Annotated in this window: 14 protein-coding genes; 5 read left to right on the top strand and 9 right to left on the bottom strand. The window is 73.3% G+C overall.

The window, feature by feature from the left end:
- Positions 1–23: 23 nt before the first annotated feature.
- From AB0J36_RS17945 to AB0J36_RS17975, 7 genes are all read right to left on the bottom strand, one after another.
- The gene (locus tag AB0J36_RS17945; protein WP_357125637.1) at positions 24–1,052 is read right to left on the bottom strand and encodes a 3-oxoacyl-[acyl-carrier-protein] synthase III C-terminal domain-containing protein; all 1,029 of its coding nucleotides are present in this window, start codon (positions 1,050–1,052) and stop codon (positions 24–26) included.
- Positions 1,049–2,752, bottom strand: coding sequence for a hypothetical protein (locus tag AB0J36_RS17950; protein ID WP_357397993.1), 1,704 nt, complete (start codon positions 2,750–2,752; stop codon positions 1,049–1,051). The genes AB0J36_RS17945 and AB0J36_RS17950 overlap by 4 nt, the downstream gene beginning before the upstream one ends.
- Positions 2,749–2,979, bottom strand: a complete 231-nt coding sequence (locus tag AB0J36_RS17955; RefSeq protein WP_355048096.1) for an acyl carrier protein — start codon at positions 2,977–2,979, stop codon at positions 2,749–2,751. The genes AB0J36_RS17950 and AB0J36_RS17955 overlap by 4 nt, the downstream gene beginning before the upstream one ends.
- Positions 2,976–4,364: an MFS transporter gene (locus AB0J36_RS17960; RefSeq protein ID WP_357125645.1), complete on the bottom strand. Its 1,389-nt coding sequence runs from the start codon at positions 4,362–4,364 to the stop codon at positions 2,976–2,978. The genes AB0J36_RS17955 and AB0J36_RS17960 overlap by 4 nt, the downstream gene beginning before the upstream one ends.
- Positions 4,365–4,376: 12 nt before the next feature.
- On the bottom strand, positions 4,377–11,003 hold the full coding sequence (locus AB0J36_RS17965) for a condensation domain-containing protein (protein WP_357397996.1): 6,627 nt from the start codon (positions 11,001–11,003) through the stop codon (positions 4,377–4,379).
- Positions 11,000–11,803, bottom strand: coding sequence for an alpha/beta fold hydrolase (locus AB0J36_RS17970; RefSeq protein WP_357397998.1), 804 nt, complete (start codon positions 11,801–11,803; stop codon positions 11,000–11,002). Before AB0J36_RS17970 ends, AB0J36_RS17965 begins: the two co-directional genes overlap by 4 nt.
- Positions 11,804–12,421: 618 nt before the next feature.
- Positions 12,422–13,363 carry an NmrA family NAD(P)-binding protein gene (locus AB0J36_RS17975; protein ID WP_357398001.1) on the bottom strand — a complete coding sequence of 314 codons (942 nt, stop codon included), beginning with the start codon at positions 13,361–13,363 and terminating at the stop codon, positions 12,422–12,424.
- Positions 13,364–13,429: 66 nt separating this feature from the next.
- On the opposite strand from AB0J36_RS17975, the gene AB0J36_RS17980 reads away from it, so the two are divergent.
- A complete protein-coding gene (locus tag AB0J36_RS17980) occupies positions 13,430–14,041 on the top strand; it encodes a TetR family transcriptional regulator (protein ID WP_357125721.1) in 612 nt (203 codons plus the stop codon).
- A 113-nt stretch (positions 14,042–14,154) separates the two neighbouring features.
- Here the strand turns inward: AB0J36_RS17980 and AB0J36_RS17985 are convergent, their stop codons facing one another.
- The gene (locus AB0J36_RS17985) at positions 14,155–14,763 is read right to left on the bottom strand and encodes a class I SAM-dependent methyltransferase (protein ID WP_357125657.1); all 609 of its coding nucleotides are present in this window, start codon (positions 14,761–14,763) and stop codon (positions 14,155–14,157) included.
- 123 nt (positions 14,764–14,886) lie between these two features.
- Between AB0J36_RS17985 and AB0J36_RS17990 the strand changes: the two genes are divergently transcribed.
- Both AB0J36_RS17990 and AB0J36_RS17995 read left to right on the top strand, forming a co-directional pair.
- Positions 14,887–15,480 carry a hypothetical protein gene (locus tag AB0J36_RS17990; protein ID WP_357169266.1) on the top strand — a complete coding sequence of 198 codons (594 nt, stop codon included), beginning with the start codon at positions 14,887–14,889 and terminating at the stop codon, positions 15,478–15,480.
- A 150-nt stretch (positions 15,481–15,630) separates the two neighbouring features.
- A complete protein-coding gene (locus AB0J36_RS17995) occupies positions 15,631–19,566 on the top strand; it encodes a ThuA domain-containing protein (protein ID WP_357169270.1) in 3,936 nt (1,311 codons plus the stop codon).
- Positions 19,567–19,623: 57 nt separating this feature from the next.
- Here the strand turns inward: AB0J36_RS17995 and AB0J36_RS18000 are convergent, their stop codons facing one another.
- Complete coding sequence (locus tag AB0J36_RS18000; protein WP_357169273.1) at positions 19,624–20,088, bottom strand: septum formation initiator; 465 nt, start codon at positions 20,086–20,088, stop codon at positions 19,624–19,626.
- A 103-nt stretch (positions 20,089–20,191) separates the two neighbouring features.
- On the opposite strand from AB0J36_RS18000, the gene AB0J36_RS18005 reads away from it, so the two are divergent.
- Positions 20,192–20,887, top strand: coding sequence for a response regulator transcription factor (locus AB0J36_RS18005; RefSeq protein WP_357125669.1), 696 nt, complete (start codon positions 20,192–20,194; stop codon positions 20,885–20,887).
- A complete protein-coding gene (locus AB0J36_RS18010; RefSeq protein ID WP_363660892.1) occupies positions 20,884–22,170 on the top strand; it encodes a HAMP domain-containing sensor histidine kinase in 1,287 nt (428 codons plus the stop codon). The genes AB0J36_RS18005 and AB0J36_RS18010 overlap by 4 nt, the downstream gene beginning before the upstream one ends.
- The last annotated feature ends 9 nt before the right edge of the window (positions 22,171–22,179 follow it).

Consider the following 22,179-nt stretch of genomic DNA (forward strand, 5'->3'; position numbering starts at 1 on the left):
CCGTGGGTGGGTGCGGCGGCCGGTCAGACCCGCAGCAGGGTGCAGACCCAGTGCATGCCGCTGCCGGTGCTGGTCAGGGCGACCAGGTCGCCGGTGGCCACCTCGCCGCTGTCGAGGTGGCGCTCCAGGCTGATGAGTTGGTCGGCGCAGCCGATGTGACCGTGCGCGAGGGCCAGCTCGACGTTCGTGCGTTCCAGCTCCACGCCGAGGTCCTTGGCCAGCTCGGCGAACTGCCGGGCGTTGTCGTGGAAGTGCACGAAGCGGCGGACGTCGGCGAGCGTGACGCCGGCCCGGTCGCAGGCCGCCTGGACCACCTGCCGGTTGCGCTCCCGGATGGTCGCGACGAACCGGAACATCCGCCGTACGTCCCCGGCGAAGAACTCGTTGAGCCGGTCCGCCGGGTCACCGACGCGGGGGGTGCCGGCGTCCGGGGTGAACGGCTGGGCGGCGCCGCCGACGGGCATCCGCATGAAGCCCGCGTACCGGCCGTCGGTGATGGTCTCGGTGGCCAGCCAGCGGCACCGGTCGTGGTCACGGACCAGCACGGCCGCCGCCGCGCCGTCGGAGAAGACGCTGGTGTTCACCTCCATCCGGTTCCAGTAGGGCTCGCACACCCGGTTCGCGCCGATCACCAGCGCCGTCCGGTAGTCGGGATGGGTGGCGAACCGCCCGGCCACCGTGTCGAACGCGGCCACCCCGCCGCCGCACGCCTGGTTGAGCAGCACCGCCTCGGCCCGGTGCGCGCCGAGGCGGGCCTGGGTGTGCGCGGCCGGGTCCCAGTAGAGGTATTCGGCCAGGTCGGGGATGGCCAGCACCACGAGGTCCACGTCGGCGGCGGACAGCCCGGCCCGGTCCAGGGCCGTGCCGCCGGCCACCACCGCCAGGTCGGTCACCCCGACGGTGGGACCGGCCCGGTGGAAGGTCCGGTACTCCCAGGACCGCAGACGATCAAGATCCTTGGTGTACGCGGCCGCGGCCGCCGCCACGTCGACCGGCTCGCCGAGGACGTGGGCCAGGGCGGCCACCCCGACGCCGACCGGCGGCGCGCTCATGGCCGTACCCCCGTGGTCCGGTCGTCGCTCGCGTGGATGGCGCGTAGCCGGACCCGAGGATCGGCGGGCGCGAGACTGTCCACCTCGGACAGGAAGCGCCGGGCGGTGCCGTTGCGGCCCGTGTCGGTCCACCGGACGACCACCTCGTCCGCGCCGGCCGCGCCGGCCCGGCGGGTCACCTCCCGCAGCACGGCCGCCTCGACGCCCTTGCCCAGCACGGGACAGGAGAGCGAGAAGACGTCGACGGTCCAGCGGTCGGCGCCGCGGTCCAGCGCGACGAGGCCCGAGGTGCCGTAGTCGCCCAGCCGGTCGCGGACCCGGATGGCCACGAGATCGGCGGCCCGCTGGGCCAACGCGGCGGCCGGTGGGGCCGGGGCGAGGGCGAAGTCGTGCGCGCGGGCCACCACCTCGGCGACCTCGCCGACGCCGTCCGCGACGACGGGCCGGTAGTCGACCTGAACGTCCAGGCCGGCCACGAAGTCGTCCAGGGACAGTTCGGCGGGCGCGGCGAGGGGTCCGGTCCCGCCGCCCATCCACCGTCGCTCCGGCAGCCGGTCGGTCAACCGCGCCGCCCGCAGCTCGTCCGGCCACGCCGTCGGGTCGGCCCCGAGCAGCACGCGCCGCGGCGGCCCCTCGACCGCCGGCCCGTCGCCGGTCGGCTCATCGCCGGTCGGCCTTTCGCTGGTCGGCCTTTCGCTGGTCGACCGCTCGCTGGTCGGCCCTTCGCTGGGCGGCCCTGCACTGGGCGGCCCAGCACTGGGCGGCTTGAGCTGGGCCGCGTCGACGCCGGCCAGGACGAGCTGCGCCGGTGCCACGTCCAGCGCCTCGGCGATCTCGGCGAGCTGTGCGCCGATCGGCCGGTCGTCGGTGACCCAGCCGTCGAGCACGCCCAGCAGGTCGACGGCATCGCCGTCCGACCAGCACCCGTCGCCGGTGGCCCGCAGCGCCACCCGTACGCCGGCGGCGCGCAGTTCGCGCAGCGCCGGCAGCAGGTGCGCCGCGCCGGTCAGCCCGTCGCCGTCGACGACCAGCGCCCGGCAGCCCGTGCCGAACCAGGACGCCACCAGCGTGGCGGCGGTCGCCCCGAGCCGGGCGAAGACCTCCTCGGTGTACGGCACCTTGGCGAGGCGGAACAGCACCGGGTGGTGCGCCCGCTCGTCGCCGACGGCGCGTACCGCCTCGTCGGCGTCGACGAGCAGCACCCACGGGTCGCCGGCCAGCCGGTCGCGCAGGCGTTGCCGTACGACGGTGGCGCTGGCGGCCACCCCGTCGGCGTGCATCGCGTCGGCCGGCCCGGACGGGCGGGCCGCGGGGATCGCCGGCAGCACGTACACCAGCAGGGCGCCGTGCCGACGTGCGGCGGTGACGGCCGCCTCGGCCCCGGCCAGCAGCTCCGTCGCCCAGGCGTCGCCGCCCGCGCCGGGTTCGCCCGCTTCCTCAAGGCGTTGCGCCACCACCAGCACGTCCGGCCGGACCTCGGCGAGGAAGCCGTCGGTGGCCAGGCACTGCTGCACGACCTGCTGGAACGGGCCGACGGTGAGCGTGGCGGAAAGGCCGCGCTCGTGCAGGTCCAGGCCCAGGTACGGCACCAGCGGGTCCGCCGTGTAGCTGGCCAGCAGGGCGACGCGCAGCGTCGGGGCCGGTCGCCGGCGGGTGAGTGCCTGCCAGCGGGCGCGTCGGGTGAACAGGACGGTGCTCATCGCGTCTCCGTGCCCTTGGCGCGCAGCACCGTCCGCAGTTCGCCGACGCTGCGCACGTCGCGGATCTCGTCGAAGGCGAAGGAGAGCCCGTAGACCTCCTCCAGGGTCACCACCAGTTGCAGGTGGCGCAGGCTGGTCCAGGTGCCGATGGTCTCCGGCCCGGACTCGTCGGTCACCTCGGCCGGGTCGACCTCCAGGACCCCGGCCACCACCTCGGTCAGCGTCACTTCGCCACCACCGCGCGGTCGTCGGTCAGCTCATCGGTGCCGGTCGGCGAGGGCAGCGGGGCCGGCGGGTCGGTCGGCTCGTCGTAGTCGGGCAGGTCGGTCTCCATCCGGCGGATGCTCGGCGAGGCGAACCCGGCGGCTGCCACGCCGATGCCGAACAGGCCGACGATCACGAAGATCAGGCCCATTCCGGCGCCCGGTCCGCTGCCGACCAGCCACCCGAAGTACGGCACGCCGGGGCCACCCTCGCGCATCATCGGCTCAAACCAGCGGTCCGCGGCGATACCGGCCAGGGCGGTGCCGCCGGGGTACGCCAGGTCCTCGATGAACTGGCGGGCGGCGAAGACCCGGCCCTGGTGGGACGGCTCGACCTTCTCCTGCCACACCGACTGGGCGTACCCGTCGATGAAGGGGATGGACAGGTGCAGGAAGAGCAGGGCGACGGACCAGACGATGATGCTGTCCCCGACGCCGTAGACGATCCGGCCGAGGACGCTGAAGACCAGGATGGCGACGAGCATCCGGCGGATCTTGTGGCGGGTGTTGGGCAGCAGCCCGAGCAGGAGCGCGCCGGCCACGCCGCCCACCGCGCCGATGGTCTGCACCAGACCGACCGCGTTGGTGCTGCTGTCGGTGCGGGCCAGGATCTGCGGCACCAGCAGGGCGAAGCCGACGGCGGCGAGCACGTTGATGGCGAACATGATCGCCTCCAGCCCGGTGAACGCCCGGCTGGCCAGGATGTAGCGGAAGCCGTAGATCGTGTCGTACCAGAAGCCGCCCTCGTCCGGCTGGGTCGAGCGGGGCCGGGGTGGGAGCTGCACCAGCAGCACCGCCCCGATCGCCACCACGTAGGAGAGCGCGTCGACGAGCAGGATGACCTTGATGTCCATGAAGCCCAGCAGGGCGGCGGCGAAGCCGGGAGCGAAGATCACCGGAATGGTCCGGACCGCGAACATCATCGCGTTGGCCCTCGGGTACTGGCCCTTCTCCATCATCACCGTGATGGTCGCCTGGTACGCGGGGAGCTGGAACGCGAGGAACGCCCCGGTCACCAGGTTGACCAGGTAGAGGTGCCACACCTCGACCGAGCCGCTGAGGAACAACAGCAGCACGACGGCGGTGGTGAGCGCCGAGCCGATGTCACTGAGCACGATGGTCAGTCGTCGGCCCCACCGGTCGACCAGCGCGCCGGCGATCGGGCTGAAGATGACTGTCGCGCCGAACGCGAACGCCATCAGCATGGTCAGGTCGAAGGCCCGGCCGGTGGCGTCCCACACCCAGATGCTCAGGGCGAAGTTCGTCATCCGGGTGCCGAGCGCCGACAGCAGCTGGCCGAACCAGATCGTGGTGAACCCGGCGAACCGGGACGGGCGTCGGAACGCCATGGGGGTCTCCTCCTACTGCCGTGGCGGTTGCCCGGGGCGTCCGGCCAGGCGCAACAGGCCTTGTCGGATGCCGTCGAGCAGGTTCTGGGCGGTCTCCGGCCGGAAGGCCGGAGTGGCATAGCTCAGATCGACGCGCAGCGTGGGGCCGGTGAGCGACCCCGTCACGTCGAAGGGGAAGGGCCAGTGCCCGTCGGGGTCCTCGGTCGGTCCGAACGGCGCCGCGCAGACGTCGAGGAGCTGGTTGGCCGGGGCGACGTCGTCGAAGCCGTACCCGCCCATGTAGTTGACCGCCACCATCGGCGCGGCGGTGGCGGCCAGCCGGGCGCGCACCTCGTCGTCCGGGCAGAGGTGACGCAGCAGCGCGTAGCCGATGCCGTTGTCCGGAACCCGGCCGAGCTGGCGGATCACCGAGCGGACCGAGCGGGTCGCGTCGGCGGTCGCGGGCAGCTCCAGGCGCAACGGGTAGAGCACCTGGAACCAGCCCGTCGTACGGCTCACGTCGACGTCGTCGAAGAGCGGTTCCCGGCCGTGGCCGGTCGTGGCGACGGTGACCGCGCCGCCGGTACGCCCCGCGACGGTGTCCACCACCGCCCACACGAGCAGGTCCCGCACGCTGGCGCGCAGTCGACGGGCGGCGGCGTGCAGTCCCCGGGTCGCGGCCTCGTCCAGGGTCACGGTGGCCAGGCCCAGGTCACCGAGGCGGAACGGCGTGGCGGACGGCTCGTCGGCCAACCGGGACAGCACCCCCTCGTCGGCCTGGGCCAGCCAGAACGGCACCTGCTCGCGCAGTTCCGGCGAATCCGCGTACCCGGCCAGTCGCCGCGCCCAGTCCCGGTACGACGTGGTCTTGGCCGGCAGCGTCGGCTCGACACCACGTTCGAGCTGGTCGCAGAGCGTCTCCAGATCAGCCAGCAGGACCCCCCGGGAGACCGCGTCGACGACGAGATGGTGGTTGACGAGCAGCAGCCGGTCGGGCAGTTCCGGGCCGAGCCGGAAGTGCGCCACCCGGGCCAGCGGGCCGGATTCGAGGTCCAGCGCGGTCTGCGCCTCGGCGCAGTGGGCCTCGACCGCCGCCTTCCGCTCGTCGACGGCGAGCCCGGTCAGGTCGTGGCTGACGAACGGCACGGCGTCGGCCGGGTCGCCGTGGCGCTGACGCCAGCTCCCGTCCGCCTGCCGGGTCAGGCGCAGCCGCAGCGCGTCGTGCTGGGCCACCAGCCGACGTACCGCCTCGCGGACCAGGCCGGCCGGGAGCGGCCGGGCCAGCTCGAGGTAGTAGGGGTGGTTGAACAGGGCGGGCCGACCCATGGAGGGGGCGATGACGTCGGTGAACCAGCGCTGCGCGCCGGTCAGCGGGGCGTCGCCGTGCACCTCGCCCTGCTCGGCGTTCGGCGTCGCGGTGGCCTCCCCGAGGCTGGCGGCCAGCTCGGCCACCGTGGGGTGGCGGACGAGCTGTCGCGGGGTGAGGTGGATGTCGGCGGCCGCGCAGCGGGCCACGAGCTGCATCGCGAGCAGCGAGTCGCCGCCGGAGGCGAAGAAGTCGTCGGTGATGCCGAGCTGGTTGGTCCGCAGCAGCTCCGACCAGATCGCCACGAGCTGGCGTTCCCGGTCGGTGCGCGGCGCGGCGGCGGCCCGGTCGGCCGAGCGCCGGTACCCGTCGGTGACCGCGCCGCGCACCGCCGCCGCATCGGCCAACTCGGTGGCGACCTCGGCCAGCAGGCCGGCGGGGATCCGGTCGACGGGCGCGTTCCCGTCCACGGTGGTCCCGGCGTCGAGCGACCAGAGACCCCGTAGCAGCTCCACCGGCCCGACCCGCTCGTCGACGGGCAGCGCCGGGACGTCCGGCGGCGCGGGTGTGCTGGCCGGATGCAGGAGCAGGGTGGCCGCGTCGGTGGGAGGCGTCGGGGCGTACCCGATGATCCCGGCGGTGACCAGCGCGGACAGCTCGGCGCGCTGCGGCGTCGTGGTGAGCAGCACCTCGCGCCCGGCGTGGGCCTGGGCGGCGAGCAGCCGTGCCAGCTCCGCCTGCCGGTGCGCCGGGCCGGCCGGCACGACCAGCCGGCGCAGCGCGGGATGCCGCACCGCCCGCCGCACCAGCAGCGTCGCGGTGACCGCCGCCAGCTCCGGCGACCAGGCGTCGCCGGGCAGCTCCGGCACCCGGTAGCGCCGCGCCCACGCCGCCACGGAGACGACGTCGACGTCCGGCCGGGCCTGGGCCAGCCGCGCGGTCAGCTCCGCGAAGACGGCGGTGTACGGCGACGTCCGGTACGGCGGCGACGGCGGGCAGATGGCGATCGTCAGCGCCGCCACGCTGTGCGCCCGGTGCACGTCCAGCGCCGCCAGCAGCTCGGCGAGGAAGTCGCGCAGCCCGACGATGCCCGCCGCGAGCGGGCCGGGTGTGAGCCGGTCCTCCCAGCGCAGGACCAGCGCGTTGCGGTCGCGCCGGCCGGTCGCCAGGCCGGCGGCCGGGTCGCGCAGCAGCCGCAGCAGCGCGCCGGGCGCGAGCTGTTCGAGGGTGTGCGGCAGGTTGAGCAGCCCGGCCCAGAAGCGGACGGCCTGGGCAAGCCGCGGAACCTCGACGGTGCCGCCGACCACCAGCCGGGGCGCGGGCGGTGTCGACCGCCGCGAGACGGGCGCACGTCGACCCGCGCCGATCGGCGTGTCCGGTCGACGCACCCCGTCGTCGAGCACCTTCGCCAGCCCGGTCAACAGCCGGACCATCCGCTCCGGGGTGAACAGGTCGGCCCGGTACGCCAGGTCGGCGTGCAGGTCGTCGCCCTGCCAGGTGACGCTGAGGAAGAGGTCGAAGTCGACACCGACGCTCGGCACCTCGACCGGCGTGGCGGTCAGCCCGGCGAACTCCGGCAGCTCGTCGGCGCCGTCGAGGACGTTGAGCACGCACTGGAACAGCGGGTGGTACGCGGCCTGCCGGGGTAGCCGCAGCGCCTCCACGATGGTCGCGAACGGCAGCCCCTGGTGCCGGTACGCCTCCCGGGCCGTGCGGTGGGCCCGGGTCACGAGCTGCCGGAACGTGGGCCGTCCCGCCACGTCCATCCGCAACGGCAGCAGGTCGGCGAAGCACCCGATCAGCGGTGCGAGTTCGGCGCGTTCCCGGCCGGCGGTGGGCGTGCCGAGCACCAGGTCCGGTTGCCCGCTCTCGGTGTGCAGCAGGGCCGCGAAACCGGCCAGCAGGACGGCGAACGGGGTGACCCCCTCGGCCCGGGCCAGCTCCCGCACGGCCGCGCCGAGCCCGACGCCCAGCCGCTGGGCCTGGTACCCGGCGACGTCCGAGCGCTCGTCGGGGCGGGGCTGGTCGGTGGGCAGGTCCAGCAGCGGCGGCGCGTCGGCCAGCCGCTTGCGCCAGTACGTCAGGTGCGGCTCGACGGCGGCCGACGCCAGCCAGTCGCGCTGGTGTCGGGCGTGGTCGGTGAACTGCACGGGCAGCGGCGGCAGTGGCCGGTCGACGCCGGTGGCGTGGTGGGCGTACCGGGCGGCGAGCTCGTCGAGCAGGATGCTCCACGAGGTGTTGTCACAGACGATGTGGTGCATGCCGAGCAGCAGGTGCCAGCGCTGGTCGGGCAGCCGCAGCAGGCGGGCCCGCACCAGCGGGCCGGTCCCCAGGTCGTACCGGTGCGCGGCCAGCTCGGCGGCCGCCCGGCGCAGCGCACGGGCGTGCTTCGCCGCCGGCAGCGCGGTCAGATCCAGCGTCTCCAGCCACGGGTCGACGTGCGGGTGCACGACGGGTTCGGGTTCGCCGTCACGGCCCCGGAAGGTGGTCCGCAGCACCTCGTGTCGGGCCAGCACGTCCTCGAACGCCCGGCGCAGCGAGGTCGTGTCGAGGTCGCCGCGCAGCTCGACGGCGGCCGTGGTGTTGTGCCGGACCACGTCGTCGCCGAGCTGGTCGAGCGCCCAGAGCCGTTCCTGCGCCGACGACGCCACGGCCGGCGTACCCGCCGGGGCGGGGGTGAGCGGGGCGAGCGCGGTGGCGTCCTCATCGGCATCCAGCACGGCGGCGAGCCCGGCCACCGTCGGGTTGGTGAACAGGGTGTAGAGCGACACCTCCCGGCCGAACTCGGCCTGTACCTGCGACAGCAGCCCGGTGGCGAGCAGCGAGTGTCCACCGAGGCCGAAGAAGTCGCTAGTCACGCCGACCTGTTCGACGCCGAGCGCGGTGGCCCAGAGGCCGGCGAGCCGCTCCTCGGTGGCGGTGCGCGGCGCGACCACCTCGCCGTCGTCCGTCGTGGCGGCGCGCGCTGGACGGCTCCGCTCGGCGACCGCTGCGGCGTTGCTCAGCTCCTCGACGACGTACGCGGCCCGCTCCGATCCGATCGTCGTGCACAGCTCATTCGGGCCGGCGCTCGCCAGCGGCGGGTCCAGCGCCCAGACGTGGGCGAGCTGCCGGCGCAGGTCCGCTGCGCCGGTGGGCACGGCCAACGCCAGCACGCCCGGGTATGCGTCGCGCAGCGCCGCCACGGCCTGCGGGTCGGTGTCCAGGACCATCGTGGTGGCCGGATCGGCGGCGGCCAGCGCCTCCGCCGCGTACGCCCGCACCTCGTGACCGGGCAGCGCGTCGGCGAGCCGGTCGACCGGCAACCGCTCGTCGTCGACGAGCACGAGCCGGCGCGGCTGACCGGCGAGCCGCCGCAGCTCACGCAGCACGATCGTGCCCAACGCCGCGAAGTACTCGCCCGTGTACGGCACATGGCCCAACTCGTCCGCGCGCTCGTCGCTGATCTCGCTCACCGGGTAGGCGCTGACGTGGTCGGCGGCCCAGGCCGCGTGGACCCCCGGCGTACGGGCGGCCAACGCGGCCAGCCGGTCGTCGAGGCGGCCGGACCGCTCGCCGAGCCGGTCGGCGGCGCGCGGCGACGCGGGGCACACCACAAGCAGCAGTGGTGCGTCGGTCCGTCGCCGGTACGCCGCCACCGCCGCGTCGAGGTCGTCCATCGCCGCGTCGAGGGCCCCGGCGGTGTTCTCCTGCCGGCGCAGCCAGTCCTCGAACCGCAGTAGGCACACCGTGGCGTCGGCCGTCGGCCCGGCCAGCAGGTGGGCCACCAGCTGGCCGTACCCGACCAGCTCCACCGACGCGGGTACGCGCAGGAAGCGCAGCCAGAACTCCACCGGGTCGCGCAGCGGATCCACGGTGAAGGTGGCCGCCAGGGCGATCCGGTGCCGGCGCAGGCCGGGCACCTGCGACAGCGGGCGGTCCGGGTCGTCCACCATGGCGCGCAGCAGCTCCGGCAGCCGGCCCACGGTCGCGGCGATCGTCTCGTCGAGGTACAGGTCGGCGTTGAAGTCGACCGCGCCGTCGATCCGGTCACCCTCGACGGTCAGGCTGACGAACAGGTCGAAGTCGGTGAGGCCGCTCTCCGCCGGCACCGGACGGAACGTCGCACCGGCCGCCTGCCGCTGCCGTACGCCGCCGTCGGTCATCGTCGCCAGCACCTGGAAGAGCGGGTTCACGCTGGGGTCGCGGACCGGGCGGACCTCCTCCACCACCCGCGCGTACGGGGCCTCCTGGTGGGCGTACGCCTCGCTGACCGTCCGGTGCACCCGGCGGACGAGGTCGCGGACGCTCGGGTCACCGGTGGTGTCCACGCGCAGCACCAGCATGGTGGCGAAGCAGCCGATCAGCGGCTCCAGATCGGTGCTCGCCCGCCCGGCGGCGGGCATCCCGAGCAGCAGGTCGTCCTGGCCGGTGGCCTGGCGCAGCAGGGCGGTCAGCCCGGCGAGGACCACCGCGTTGACGGTGGCTCCGGCGCGGCGGGCCAACCCGCCGAGGGCGTCGGTCAGCTCGGCGTCGACGGTGAACGGCAGGCTCCGGCCCCGGTGGGTCTGCACCGGCGGCCGGGGCCGGTCCGGCGGCAGCGTGGACCGGGCCGGCGCCGAGGCGAGTCGTTCCCGCCAGTGCGCCAGGTGACCCGCCAGCTCCCGCTCGGCCTCCGGCCGGCGGCGGGCGGCGACGTGCGCGACGAACCGGGTGGGCAGCGCGGGCAACCCGGCCGGGGCGTCCCCGGCGAACTCGCCGTACCAGCGCACCAGCTCCTCGACGAACACACCCGCCGACCAGGCGTCGAAGACGATGTGGTGCGCGGTCACCAGCAACAGGTGCTCGTGGTCCGCGAGGGCGACCAGCCGTGCCGCGAGCAGGGGCCCGCTGGTCAGGTCGAAGCGGACCGCCGCGTGCGCCGCGATCTCCCGCTCGGCCGCCGCCTCCCGATCCGACGCGGGGAGCCCGGTCAGGTCGAGCAGCGGCAACGGCAGCTCCAGCGCGTCCGACACCTGCTGGGTGACGACGCCGTCGACGGTCGCGAAGACGACCCGCAGCGCGTCGTGCCGGGCCACCACCGCGTTGACCGCCCGGTGCAGCGCCGCGACGTCGAGCGGACCGGTGATCCGCTCGGCGAAGGGCACGTTGTAGACCGGCGTGCCGGGCTCCAACCGGTCCAGGAACCAGAGCTGCTCCTGGGTGAAGGAGAGCGGGTAGGCCGCCGTCGCGGGAGTCGGTGTCGGATCGGCGCGACCGGCGCGGGCCTGGCCGGCTTGGCTCTGGCCGGCGCGGCTCTGGCGCAGCCGCAGGGCCAGCAGCTCCCGCTGCTCGGGGGTGAGGTCGGCGAGGTCCGGGTGCAGGTCCTGGGTCATCGGGTGGCCCCTTCGACGTACGCGCGGTCGGCGGCCGGCCCGCCGTCGAGCAGGCGGGACAGCGGGGGAGGCGTGTCGTGCAGGTAGAGGTGGCCTCCCGGGACGACGGTCAGCGAGAAACCGGCCGCGGTGCAGGCCGCCCAGCCGGCCACCTCGTCCGGGGCGACCAGGGGATCGTCGGCGGCCGCCACCGCGTCCACGGGCAGCGGCAGCGGCGGCACGGTCGTCGGGCGGTAGGACGCGACCACGCTCAGGTCGGCCCGCACGGTCGGCAGGATCAGTTCCAGCAGACCGGGGTCGGTGAGCACCTCGTCGGGTATCCCGCCGAGGTCGTGCAGCCAGCGGGTCAGCGCCGCGTCGTCGAGGCGGTGTGCCGTGCCGAGCGGCGCGGCGTCGCGCGGCGGACGTGCCGCCGAGACCACCAGCCGCTGTGGTACCGGGCCGCCCCGGGCGACCAGGCGGGCCGCCACCTCGTACCCGATCAGGCCGCCCATGCTGTGCCCGAAGATCGCGAACGGGGCCGGCACCCGCGCGACGATCGCGTCGACCAGCGGCGTCGCCACCTCGTCCATCGTGCTCAGCGGCGGGTCGGCCAGCCGACGCTCACGGCCGGGCAACTGCGCGGCCCACACCTCCACGTCGTCGCCCAGCAGCGCGGCCCACGGCCGGTACGCGCCGCCGCCGGCACCGGCGTACGGGAGGCACACGAGCCGCAGCCGGGCGGCCGGGCGGGGCGCGACGCAGGTCAGCCAGGAGGTGACGTCGGCGGTCGTCGGCGGGGATACGGGTGGTGTCGCCATGCCCGCACACGTTAGGAACGGGCCGTGAGAGCGGTCTTAGCGTCGGCTGAGGGTTCCTGGCGGTGTCCGCTGCGCGCGACGCGTGAGGTGGATTTGAACGTCAACGAATACGGCGGCAACGAGAAGCGGGCAGGGCTTCAGAACCTCGCTCGCGGCCTGGCCGTCAACTGCGCCGACCGCAACAACCACCCCGATCCAAGAGGCGGCAAGAACAGCCGAGCGACTACGACTCAGCGCACAATCTGGTCGGCTGTGCGCCCTCGACCCCTCCGCCACAGCCTACGAAGGCTGACCTGACGGGTACCTGGTGCGGATCCTCCGGCGACCAGATCGATCTGCGCGAGGACGGGTCGGCGCGGCTGGACGCGATCTCGGACGCCTACCTCTTTCACGTCGTCAGGGCCTCCGGGTGGACGTGGACCGACGAACACATCTGGTGCACCTACTTCGACGGCCGCCGGCCCGCTTCCGGTCAGCCACGATGGCAACGTGTTCGAGCTGTTGGCCCTCGACGGGATGCCGGACGAGGGATGGTCGAGCCGCTTCGCCCCCTGCGCCGCGCCGCCAGTGGAACGAGAAATCCGCCGTTCGGTACTGGTCAGCTGACGTCGAGGGTGGTCAGGGGTTCCGTGGGTGGGGATGCTCGGTGAAGGCGGTGGCGTGGTCCGTGACCCACTGGCGGAACGTTCGCGGTGGTGTTCCGAGGATGTCGAATATCGTGGACGTGATGTATGCCGGGTGTCCCGTCGTGGCGTCCCACGCGGCGAGGAGCATGTCCACTGCCGCGCGCGCGGCTTCCGGAGTCTCGCGCCGGAAGTCGTCGGGCGACAGTTCCTCGAACGCGATCGGGCGCCCCAGCGTGTCACCGATGATGCTTACCTGTTGAGCTTGACTGAGTGATTCGGGGCCGGTCAGGACGTAGTCACCGCCAGCGTGCCCGTCCTCGTACAGGGTGCGCGCGACGACCTCGGCCACATCTCGGTCGTCAACGGGGGCTGTCTCGGCCGCGCCGTACGGCCACCGGACCACGCCGTTGCCACGGATGGCGGCGGCCCACCAGAGGAGGGCGTTCGACGCGAACATCCCTGGTCGGATGATCGTCGAGTCGAGCCCGGCGGCCGAGATGAGCCGCTCGATCTCCGCGTGCAACGCCGCCATCGGGTTCGGTTGCTGGAAGAACGGGTGCGGGGTCTGGTGTGGTGCGGACAGGTAGACGACCCGCTGCGCCTGGGCGGCCAGCCGGTCCACGACCGCCGCCGCGGTCTGCGCCGGAGCGGTCCAGACCAGGAAGACCGTGCTGACGGCGTGCAGTGCGTCGTCGAGCGATTCGGGCACGGTGAGATCGCCGGTGACGATCTCGACGTTGGCGGGCAGTGTCGCCGCCGTCTCGGAGCGGCGCACGAGGGCACGGACCGGCACACCCGCATCGGTCAGCAGATCGACGACGCTGCGCCCGATGCGGCCGGTCGCCCCAGTGACAAGTACCGGAGGTACTCCTAGTGGTGTCGCGGCGACCTCGCCCTGGTTGACGGAGTGCTTCGGGGTGTCTACCTGTTCCATGGCTTCCATGAAACCGTTACCGAGTTAAAAAAGCAACTCGGTAACGAATGTTAGTCTGACACGGTGATGGAGCCTGTCGGGCTACGCGCCCGCAAGAAGCTGCGTACGCGGGACGCGATCGCCGACGCGGCGATCTCGCTGTTCCTGGCGCGCGGGTTCGAGCAGGTATCGGTCTCCGACATCGCCGTCGCGGCCGAGGTGTCGAAACCGACCCTCTTCCGCTACTTCGCCACCAAGGAAGACCTGGTCCTGCACCGTTTCGCGGACCACAACGGCGAGGCCGCACGTGTGGTGCGCGACCGTCGGCCCGACATCGCGCCGATGACAGCCCTGCACCGGCATTTCCGAGCCGGTCTCGATCGCTTCGAGCCGGTCACCGGCCTCAATGATCATCCCGAGGTGGTGGCGTTTCATCGGCTGGTGTTCACCACCCCGAGCCTGGCGGGACGGCTCACGCAGTACCTGCTCGACGATGAGGAGGCGCTGGCTGCGGCCCTCGGCCCGGGCATCGACGCCCTACTGCAGGCCGCCCAGGTGATCGCGGTTCACCGCGTCCTGGCCCGGACCAACTGGCAGAGGATCGCCGATGGGCGAACCGCACACGACGTGCAACCCGAGGCGATCGCCGACGCAGACCGAGCCTTCGCCCAACTGCGCCATGGAACGGGCGTCTCCTAGCCCGCCGCGCAGCGGCACACAGAACAGCCCCGCAATGCGTCCAGGCGGCTGGCCGACCGGCGATCCGGTCGCCTCGCCGCATTTCCCGACACGGCTGAGGAGGCGCCGTACGCTCACCCGTCGATGGTGACCGCCGCGATGGCGAAGTGCGGCCGATGGGCGCCACCGTCGGGGCGCTCCAAACGCTCGACCTCGGTGAAGCCGGCGCGCGCCAGCCGCGCGGCGATCTCGTCGACCGGCCAACGGTAGGCGGTCATGACCTTGTGGTCGAAGGCGTCGACCTCGTCGCCGGAGAAGAGGCCCAGCACCAACCTCCCGGACGGGGCCAGGGCACGCCGGAACGTGGTCAGCACGCCGTCGAGGCGCTCCGGCGGCAGGTGGATCAGTGAGTACCAGGCCAGGATGCCGGCGACGGAGTGGTCGGCCACGTCGAGGTCGCCCAACGACCCGAGGCGGTAGTTGCCGCTCGGATACGTCGCACGGGCGTGGGCGACGAACTCGGGGACCACGTCGATGCCCGTGGCGTCGACGCCCGACGACCGCAGGTAGTCGGTGAGGTGGCCGGGGCCGCAACCCAGGTCGAGCACCTTCCCGGGTCGACCCGCCAGGTGCCGGCCGATGAGGGCGAGGTCGTCGGGGTCGACCTGCTCACGCGTGCCGAACAGTTCGATGTAGAGATCCGCGACCGAGGCGTACGCCTGCCGTACCCGTTCCATGCTCACCGCGCGACTATAGAGACCACCGGGATCAGGGTTGCTCGGTGGAAGACCTGAGGCGGAAACCGGGGCCGTACCGGGGCTGCGCCCGGAGGCTGGACGGGTGTGGACGGCCAGATGATGGTGATCATGAGACGCGCCGCATTCTTCGTGATCACCGGTCCGGCCTGCATCGTGGGCTACGGGCTCGTCCGCCTGTGGGGTAGGTCCGACGGGACGTATGGTCCCGGGTTCGACTGGCAGGCCGCGCACCTGGTCGGCCTCGCCGGCATGGTGTTGTTCGTGCCGGTGGTGCTGGCGCTGGCCGGCCTGCTACGCCCCGGTCCGTGGCGTACGTCGGTCGTGGCCGTCACGCTGGTCGGGCTCGCCGCCACGATGGTGCAGTTCGGCGCCGACATCGTCGAGGGTCTGCTGGCCGCCGACCGGGCGGAGATGTCGGCGCTCGGCGCGGACTTCAAGGACGTGCCCGGCGTCGAGGTGCTGTTCTACGACGTCGTACCGCAGTTGTTCTTCCTCGGTCTGCTCGTCCTCGCGGGCATGCTCGCGGCGCACCGGCGGCTGCCCTGGTGGAGCGTGGCCCTGCTGCTCGTCGGCATCGTCCTACCGGCCGTCACGCTCGACCTGCTGCCGCTCGGCGGCCTGTGCATGGCGGTGGCGCTCGCGCCGACGCTGCCGGCCCTGCGCCGGGACGACGCGCGGGACCGCGCGGAAACCGTAATCTGATCTTTCTTGCCGCAGTCGCCCTGACCTGCCGAGATAACGCTCTCTCGGATAGTGCGGAAGTCCTTGACGAGGTGGTAATCGACCCGTAACGATGCATGCACACCACCACCGGCGTGATCGGCGCACGTCGTCCCGCGAAAGGACCAATCCGTGCGCAGATCCCCGAGAGCATGGCTCGGCGCTGTGTTGAGCGCGATCCTCGTCTTGGGCGGCGTCGTCGCCACGCCACCCGCGGCCAGCGCCGCCCCGTTCACCGTCCTGGTCTTCAGCAAGACCGCCGGATTCCGGCACGGCTCGATCACCCCCGGCATCACGGCGATCCAGCAACTCGGCGCGGCCAACGGCTTCACCGTCGAGGCCACCGAGGACGCCGGCCAGTTCACCGACGCCAACCTGGCCCGGTTCGCGGCGGTGATCTGGCTGTCCACCACCGGTGACGTGCTCAACGCCACCCAGCAGGCGGCCTTCGAGCGCTACATCACGGCCGGCGGCGGGTACGTGGGCGTGCACTCCGCCTCCGACACCGAGTACGACTGGCCCTGGTACGGCGGGCTCGTCGGCGCGTACTTCGCCTCGCACCCGGCCGAGCAGACCGCCACCGTGACGGTCGCCGACCAGGTGCACCCGTCCACCAAGGGGCTGCCGCAGCGGTGGAGCCGCTTCGACGAGCTGTACAACTACCGCGCCAACCCCCGGGGCACCGTGCACGTGCTGGCCACCCTCGACGAGAGCACCTACACCGGCGGCAGCATGGGGTACGACCACCCGATCTCCTGGTGCCAGAACTACTCCGGCGGCCGGGCCTGGTACACCGGCCTCGGCCACACCGACGCCTCGTACACCGACGCGGCCTTCCGGCAGCACCTGCTCGGCGGCATCCAGACCGCCGCCGGGGCGGTCACCGCCGACTGCGGCCCGACGGTCACCACGGGATTCCAGCAGGTGGCGCTGGCCAAGGGCGCGGCCGAGACCGGCGAGCCGATGAGCCTGACCGTCCTGCCCGACCGGGGTGTGCTGCACACCTCCCGCGATGGCGTGATCCGGCACACCGACGCCGCCGGCAACACCAAGGTCGCCGGCACCCTCGCCGTCTACAGCGGCGACGAGGAGGGGCTCCAGGGCATCAAGGCCGACCCCAACTTCGCCACCAACCGCTGGGTGTACGCGTACTACGCGCCCCCGTTGAGCACCCCCGGGGGCGGGGCGCCGGCCACCGGCACGCCGGCCGACTTCGCCGTCTGGGACGGGGTCAACCGGTTGTCCCGCTTCACCGTGAACGCCGACAACACCATCAACCTGGCCAGCGAGACCCTGATCCTCAACGTGCCCACCAGCCGGGGCATGTGCTGCCACGTCGGCGGCGACATGGACTTCGACGCGGCCGGCAACCTCTACCTGTCCACCGGGGACGACACCAACCCGTTCGACTCGGCCGGCTTCACCCCGATCGACGAGCGGTCCGGCCGCAACCCGGCCTTCGACGCGCAGCGCACGGCCGGCAACAGCAACGACCTACGCGGCAAGGTGCTGCGCATCAAGCCGAGCGCGGCGGGCGGCTACACCATCCCGGCCGGGAACATGTTCGCGCCCGGCACGGCCCGGACCCGCCCGGAGATCTACGCCATGGGCTTCCGCAACCCGTTCCGGATGAGCGTGGACAAGGCCACCGGCATCGTCTACCTCGGTGACTACGGACCCGACGCGGGCACCGCCGACCCGAACCGGGGTCCGGCGGGCAACGTCGAGTTCGCCCGGATCGACCGGCCCGGCTTCTACGGCTGGCCGTACTGCACCGCCCGCAACGACGCCTACAACGACTACACCTTCCCGTCCGGGCCGTCCGGGGCGAAGTTCAACTGCGCCGGCGGGCCCGTCAACAACTCGCCCAACAACACCGGCATCACCCAGCTCCCGCCGGCGATCCCGGCCTGGCTGCCGTACGGCGGTTCCGGCTCGCCGCCCGAGTTCACCGGCGGTGGCCTGTCGCCGATGGCCGGCCCGGTCTACCGGTACGACCCGAACAACACCTCGCCCGTGGCGTTCCCCCAGTACTACGACGGCACCTTCTTCGCAGGCGAGTTCGGCCGCCGCTGGATCAAGAACGTCAAGCTCGACTCCAGCGGTCAGCCACTGAAGATCAACCCGTTCCCGTGGACCGGCACCCAGGTCATGGACATGGAGTTCGGCCCGGACGGCGCGCTCTACGTGCTCGACTACGGCACCGGCTGGTTCAACGGCGACGCCAACTCGGCGCTCTACCGCATCGAATACGCCCGCGGCGGCCGCGCGCCCGTGCCGAAGGTCACCGCCACCCCCACCAGCGGCACCGCGCCGCTGACCGTGGCCTTCTCCTCGGCCGGCACCCTCGACCCGGACGGTGACCCGTTCACCTACGCCTGGGACTTCGACAACAACGGCACCACCGACTCGACCGCCGCGAACCCCAGCTTCACGTACACCACCAACGGCACCCGCAGCCCGACGCTGACCGTGCGGGACACCACCGGCAAGACCGCCACCGCGAGCGTGGTCGTCACCGTCGGCAACAGCGCCCCGGTGGTCACCGTGAACACCCCGTTGAACGGGCAGACCTTCACCTTCGGAGACGCGATCCCGTTCTCCGTCACGGTCACCGACGCCCAGGACGGCACCATCAACTGCGCCCGGGTCAAGGTGAACTACGTCCTCGGGCACGACTCGCACGGCCACCAGCTCGCCAGCGCGCAGGGCTGCACCGGGGTCATCCAGACCTCGGCCGACGGCGAGCACGACACCGCGGCGAACATCTTCGGCATCATCGACGCCGAGTACACCGACCTGGGCGGAGGCGGCCAGCCGGCGCTGACCACGCACACCCAGGCGGTGCTGCAACCCCGCATCCGCCAGGCCGAGCACTTCGGTGACTCGTCCGGCGTCCAGATCGTCGCCGGGGCGGCCGGGCACGGCGGTGCCGCCGTCGGCTACATCGACAACAACGACTGGATCTCGTTCCGTCCGTACAACCTGACCGGCATCCAGTCGTTCAGCGCCCGGGTCGGCGCGCCGGCCGGCGGCGGCGGGACGCTGGAGCTGCGCGTCGACTCACCCACCGGGCAGTTGGTCGGCTCGGCGACCGTCACCTCCACCGGCGGGTACGCCAACTTCGCCACGGTCACCGGCGGGGTCACCGCGCCGACCGGCACCCGCACCCTGTACCTGGTCTTCAAGGGTGCCGGGCCGTGGTTCGACATCGACGAGTTCACCCTCTCCACCAGCCCCGGCGGTCCCGGCCCGGACCCGGACCCGGATCCCGGCACGGGCACCAACCTGGCCAGGGGCAAGCCGGCGCGGGCCTCCAGCTTCGAGGGCGCCTTCGTCGCGGCGAACGCGTTCGACGGTGTGGCCGGCACCCGCTGGGGCAGCGCCTTCGGTGACCCACAGTGGATCGACGTGGACCTGGGCGCGACGTACGCCCTCAGCCGGGTCAAGCTGACCTGGGAGGCCGCGTACGGCAGCGCGTACCAGATCCAGACCTCGACCGACGGCGTCACCTTCACCACGATCCGCACGGTGACCGGCGGCGACGGAGGGGTGGACGACCTGACCGGGCTCACCGGCTCCGGCCGGTACGTCCGGCTCCTCGGCACCGGCCGCGGCACGGCGTGGGGCTACTCGCTCTACGAGTTCGAGGTGTACGGCGGCACCGGCACCCCGACCGGCGGCAACCTGCTGTTGAACAAGCCGACGACGACGTCCAGCAGCGAGGGGGCCGACGTGACCGGCGCGCAGGCCGTCGACGGCAACCTCGCCACCCGCTGGTCGAGCGCGTTCTCCGACCCGCAGTGGATCCGCGTCGACCTGGGCAGCCCGACCGCGATCGGACGGGTCAAGCTGGCCTGGGAGGCGGCGTACAGCAGCGCGTACCAGATCCAGACCTCCAACGACGGCACCACCTGGACCACCGTGAAGACGGTGACCGGCGCCGACGGTGGCGTGGACGAGCACAGCGGCCTCGGCACGAACGGCCGCTACCTGCGCATCTACGGCACGGCCCGGGGGACCGGCTACGGCCATTCCCTCTGGGAGGTGGAGGCGTACACGAGCTGAACCACCACCACGACGTGGCCGGCACGGTTCTCCGTGCCGGCCACGCCGCTGGCTCCGTCAGTCGTCGGCGACGGCCACCGGTTCGGTGCCGATGCAGCGGACCTTCAACTCGTGCCGTCCGGCCGAACCCTCGAACGTGACCTCGACGTCGTCGTCCGGGCCCCGGTCCACCTCGTGCACCCGGTAACCCTGCGCGGGCGCCCACGACACCAGGCGTACCCCGTCGGGGCCGCACTCGGCCACGGCGGTGCCGCCGCCGGTGGCGAAACTCCGGCGGACCCCGGCGCTGGCGCTCGGTGCGGCGCTCGCCGTGGACGGCCCGCCCGGCGCGGTGCCCACGGTGCCACTCGGCCCCGGCTCCGGCGCGGCGAGCGCCCGCTCGATCTCCGCCTCGCTGCGCACCCCGCCCGGTGTGCCGGTGATGCTCTCACCCACCAGCCGGATCGCGCCCAACCCGATCAGGGTCGCCACGGCGACGGTGGCCACCCACCCGGCGGCGACGAGGACCGAACGACGGCTCATGCCACCGACTATCCCCGATCCACGGTTGTCGCCGGCACATCCGGAGGCTAAGGCACGGTTAACGTGGGCCCCGCCGGCAGTGACAGCGGCTAGCCTGCCTGCTGTGGCCCGCCTGCTGCTCATCGAGGACGACCTGACGATCCGTACCCCGCTGATCCGTGCCCTGCGGGAACGCGGCCACGCGGTCGCCGCGGCCTCGACCGCGATGGCGGGCCTGCGCGACGCCCTCGACGACCGGCCCGACCTGGTGGTGCTCGACCTGGGCCTGCCCGACCTGGACGGACGTGAGCTGCTGCGGATGCTGCGCGCGGTCAGCTCGGTGCCGGTCATCGTGGCCACGGCGCGTGACGACGAGACCGAGATCGTCCGGGTCCTCGACGCGGGCGCCGACGACTACGTGGTCAAGCCGTTCACCGCCGCGCAGCTCGACGCCCGCGCCCGCGCGGTGCTGCGGCGGGGCCCCGCCGGTGTCGACGCGCCGGACCCGGCCCTCGTCGTCGGCGGTCTGCGCGTCGATCCCCGGTCCCGGCAGGTCACCCTGGACGACACGCCGGTGGAGCTGACGCCGCGCGAGTTCGACCTGCTGCACCACCTGGCCGGGCGACCCGGTCAGGTGGTCACCAAACGCGAGCTGCTCACCGAGGTCTGGCAGATCCCGTACGGCGGGGCCGACAAGACCGTCGACGTGCACCTGTCCTGGTTGCGCCGCAAGCTGGGGGAGACCGCCCAGCAACCCCGCTACCTGCACACCGTGCGCGGCGTCGGCGTACGTCTCGAAGCGCCCTCGGCCCGCCCGTGAGGGCGCGTCTGGCGCTGCTGGTAGCCGCGGTCAGCGTCCTCACGCTCGTCGCGTTCCTGGTGCCGCTGGCGTTGCTGGTGCGCACCGTCGCGCAGGACCGGGCGACCGTACGGGCCACCGCCGACGCGCAGAGCCTCGTGCCGGTGGTCGGTACCGCCGACGCGCCCACCATCCGGCTCACCGTCGAGCAGTTGGCGGCGGAGTCCGGCCGTCCGGTGAGTGTGTTTCTGCCCGACGGCACGGTGCTCGGCGCCCAGGCGCCCCGTACGCCCGCGGTGGCCCTGGCCGCACGAGGGCAGAGCCTCACCGGCGAGTCGGCGGCCGGACGGGAGGTGGTCATCGCCGTGCAGGGCCGGGCGGACGGCACGGGCGTCATCCGGATCGTGGTGCCCCGCCAGGAGTTGACCGCCGGGGTGACCCGGGCCTGGCTGGTGCTGGCGCTGCTCGGTGTGGTGCTGGTGCTGATCGGGTTGGCGGTCGCCGACCGGCTGGCGCGCACGCTGGTCCGGCCGATCAGCGACCTGTCCGCCGTGTCGCACCGCCTGGCGAACGCCGAGCTGGACGCCCGGGTCGTACCCGCCGGCCCGGCCGAGCTGCGGGAGGTCGCCGGGGCGCTCAACCACCTGGCCAGCCGGATCCAGGTCCTCCTGCTCCAGGAGCGCGAGCAGGTCGCGGACCTGTCCCACCGGCTGCGGACACCCCTGACGGCGCTGCGGTTGGAGGCGGAGTCACTGCGCGACCCGGACGACGCGGTCCGGATCGCGGCCGCCGCCGACGGGCTCGAACGGGCGGTCACCGGGCTGATCGAGCAGGCCCGCTGGCGTCGCGCTCCGGTGCCGGGCGCCGTCGCCTCCGATGCCGCGGCGATCGTCGCCGACCGGGTCGCGTTCTGGTCGGTGCTCGCCGAGGACACCGGCCGGGCCGTCCACCTCGACCTGGCCCCCGGCCCGCTGACCGTCGGGGTGGCCGCCGACGACCTGACGGCCGCCGTGGACGCCCTGCTCGGCAATGTCTTCGCGCACACCCCCGACGGCACGCCGTTCACGGTCCGCCTCGTGTCCGACGGCGGCGAGGTGCTGCTCACCGTCGCCGACGAGGGCCCCGGAATGCCGCCGGGCGCCGTGAAGCGAGGGGCCAGCGCGGCCGGCTCGACCGGGCTCGGCCTGGACATCGCCCGGCGGGCCGCCCAGGCCGGCGGCGGCCGGCTGGAGTTGCGCTCCGGCCCGCATGGTGGGGCGCAGGTGCTGCTGCGGCTCGGCCCGCCACCGCAGCGCCAGGCATAGCCGCTGCGC

The organism is Micromonospora sp. NPDC049662 (genome assembly GCF_040675055.1).
GTDB lineage: Bacteria > Actinomycetota > Actinomycetes > Mycobacteriales > Micromonosporaceae > Micromonospora.

What these genes read in the sequence shown, in the direction of transcription:
- AB0J36_RS17945 (WP_357125637.1), bottom strand. Translation starts at nt 1,052, where the DNA reads ATGAGCGCGCCGCCGGTCGGCGTCGGGGTGGCCGCCCTGGCCCACGTC.
- AB0J36_RS17950 (WP_357397993.1), bottom strand. Translation starts at nt 2,752, where the DNA reads ATGAGCACCGTCCTGTTCACCCGACGCGCCCGCTGGCAGGCACTCACC.
- AB0J36_RS17960 (WP_357125645.1), bottom strand. Translation starts at nt 4,364, where the DNA reads ATGGCGTTCCGACGCCCGTCCCGGTTCGCCGGGTTCACCACGATCTGG.
- AB0J36_RS17965 (WP_357397996.1), bottom strand. Translation starts at nt 11,003, where the DNA reads ATGACCCAGGACCTGCACCCGGACCTCGCCGACCTCACCCCCGAGCAG.
- AB0J36_RS17970 (WP_357397998.1), bottom strand. Translation starts at nt 11,803, where the DNA reads ATGGCGACACCACCCGTATCCCCGCCGACGACCGCCGACGTCACCTCC.
- AB0J36_RS17975 (WP_357398001.1), bottom strand. Translation starts at nt 13,363, where the DNA reads ATGGAACAGGTAGACACCCCGAAGCACTCCGTCAACCAGGGCGAGGTC.
- AB0J36_RS17980 (WP_357125721.1), top strand. Translation starts at nt 13,430, where the DNA reads ATGGAGCCTGTCGGGCTACGCGCCCGCAAGAAGCTGCGTACGCGGGAC.
- AB0J36_RS17990 (WP_357169266.1), top strand. Translation starts at nt 14,887, where the DNA reads ATGAGACGCGCCGCATTCTTCGTGATCACCGGTCCGGCCTGCATCGTG.
- AB0J36_RS18000 (WP_357169273.1), bottom strand. Translation starts at nt 20,088, where the DNA reads ATGAGCCGTCGTTCGGTCCTCGTCGCCGCCGGGTGGGTGGCCACCGTC.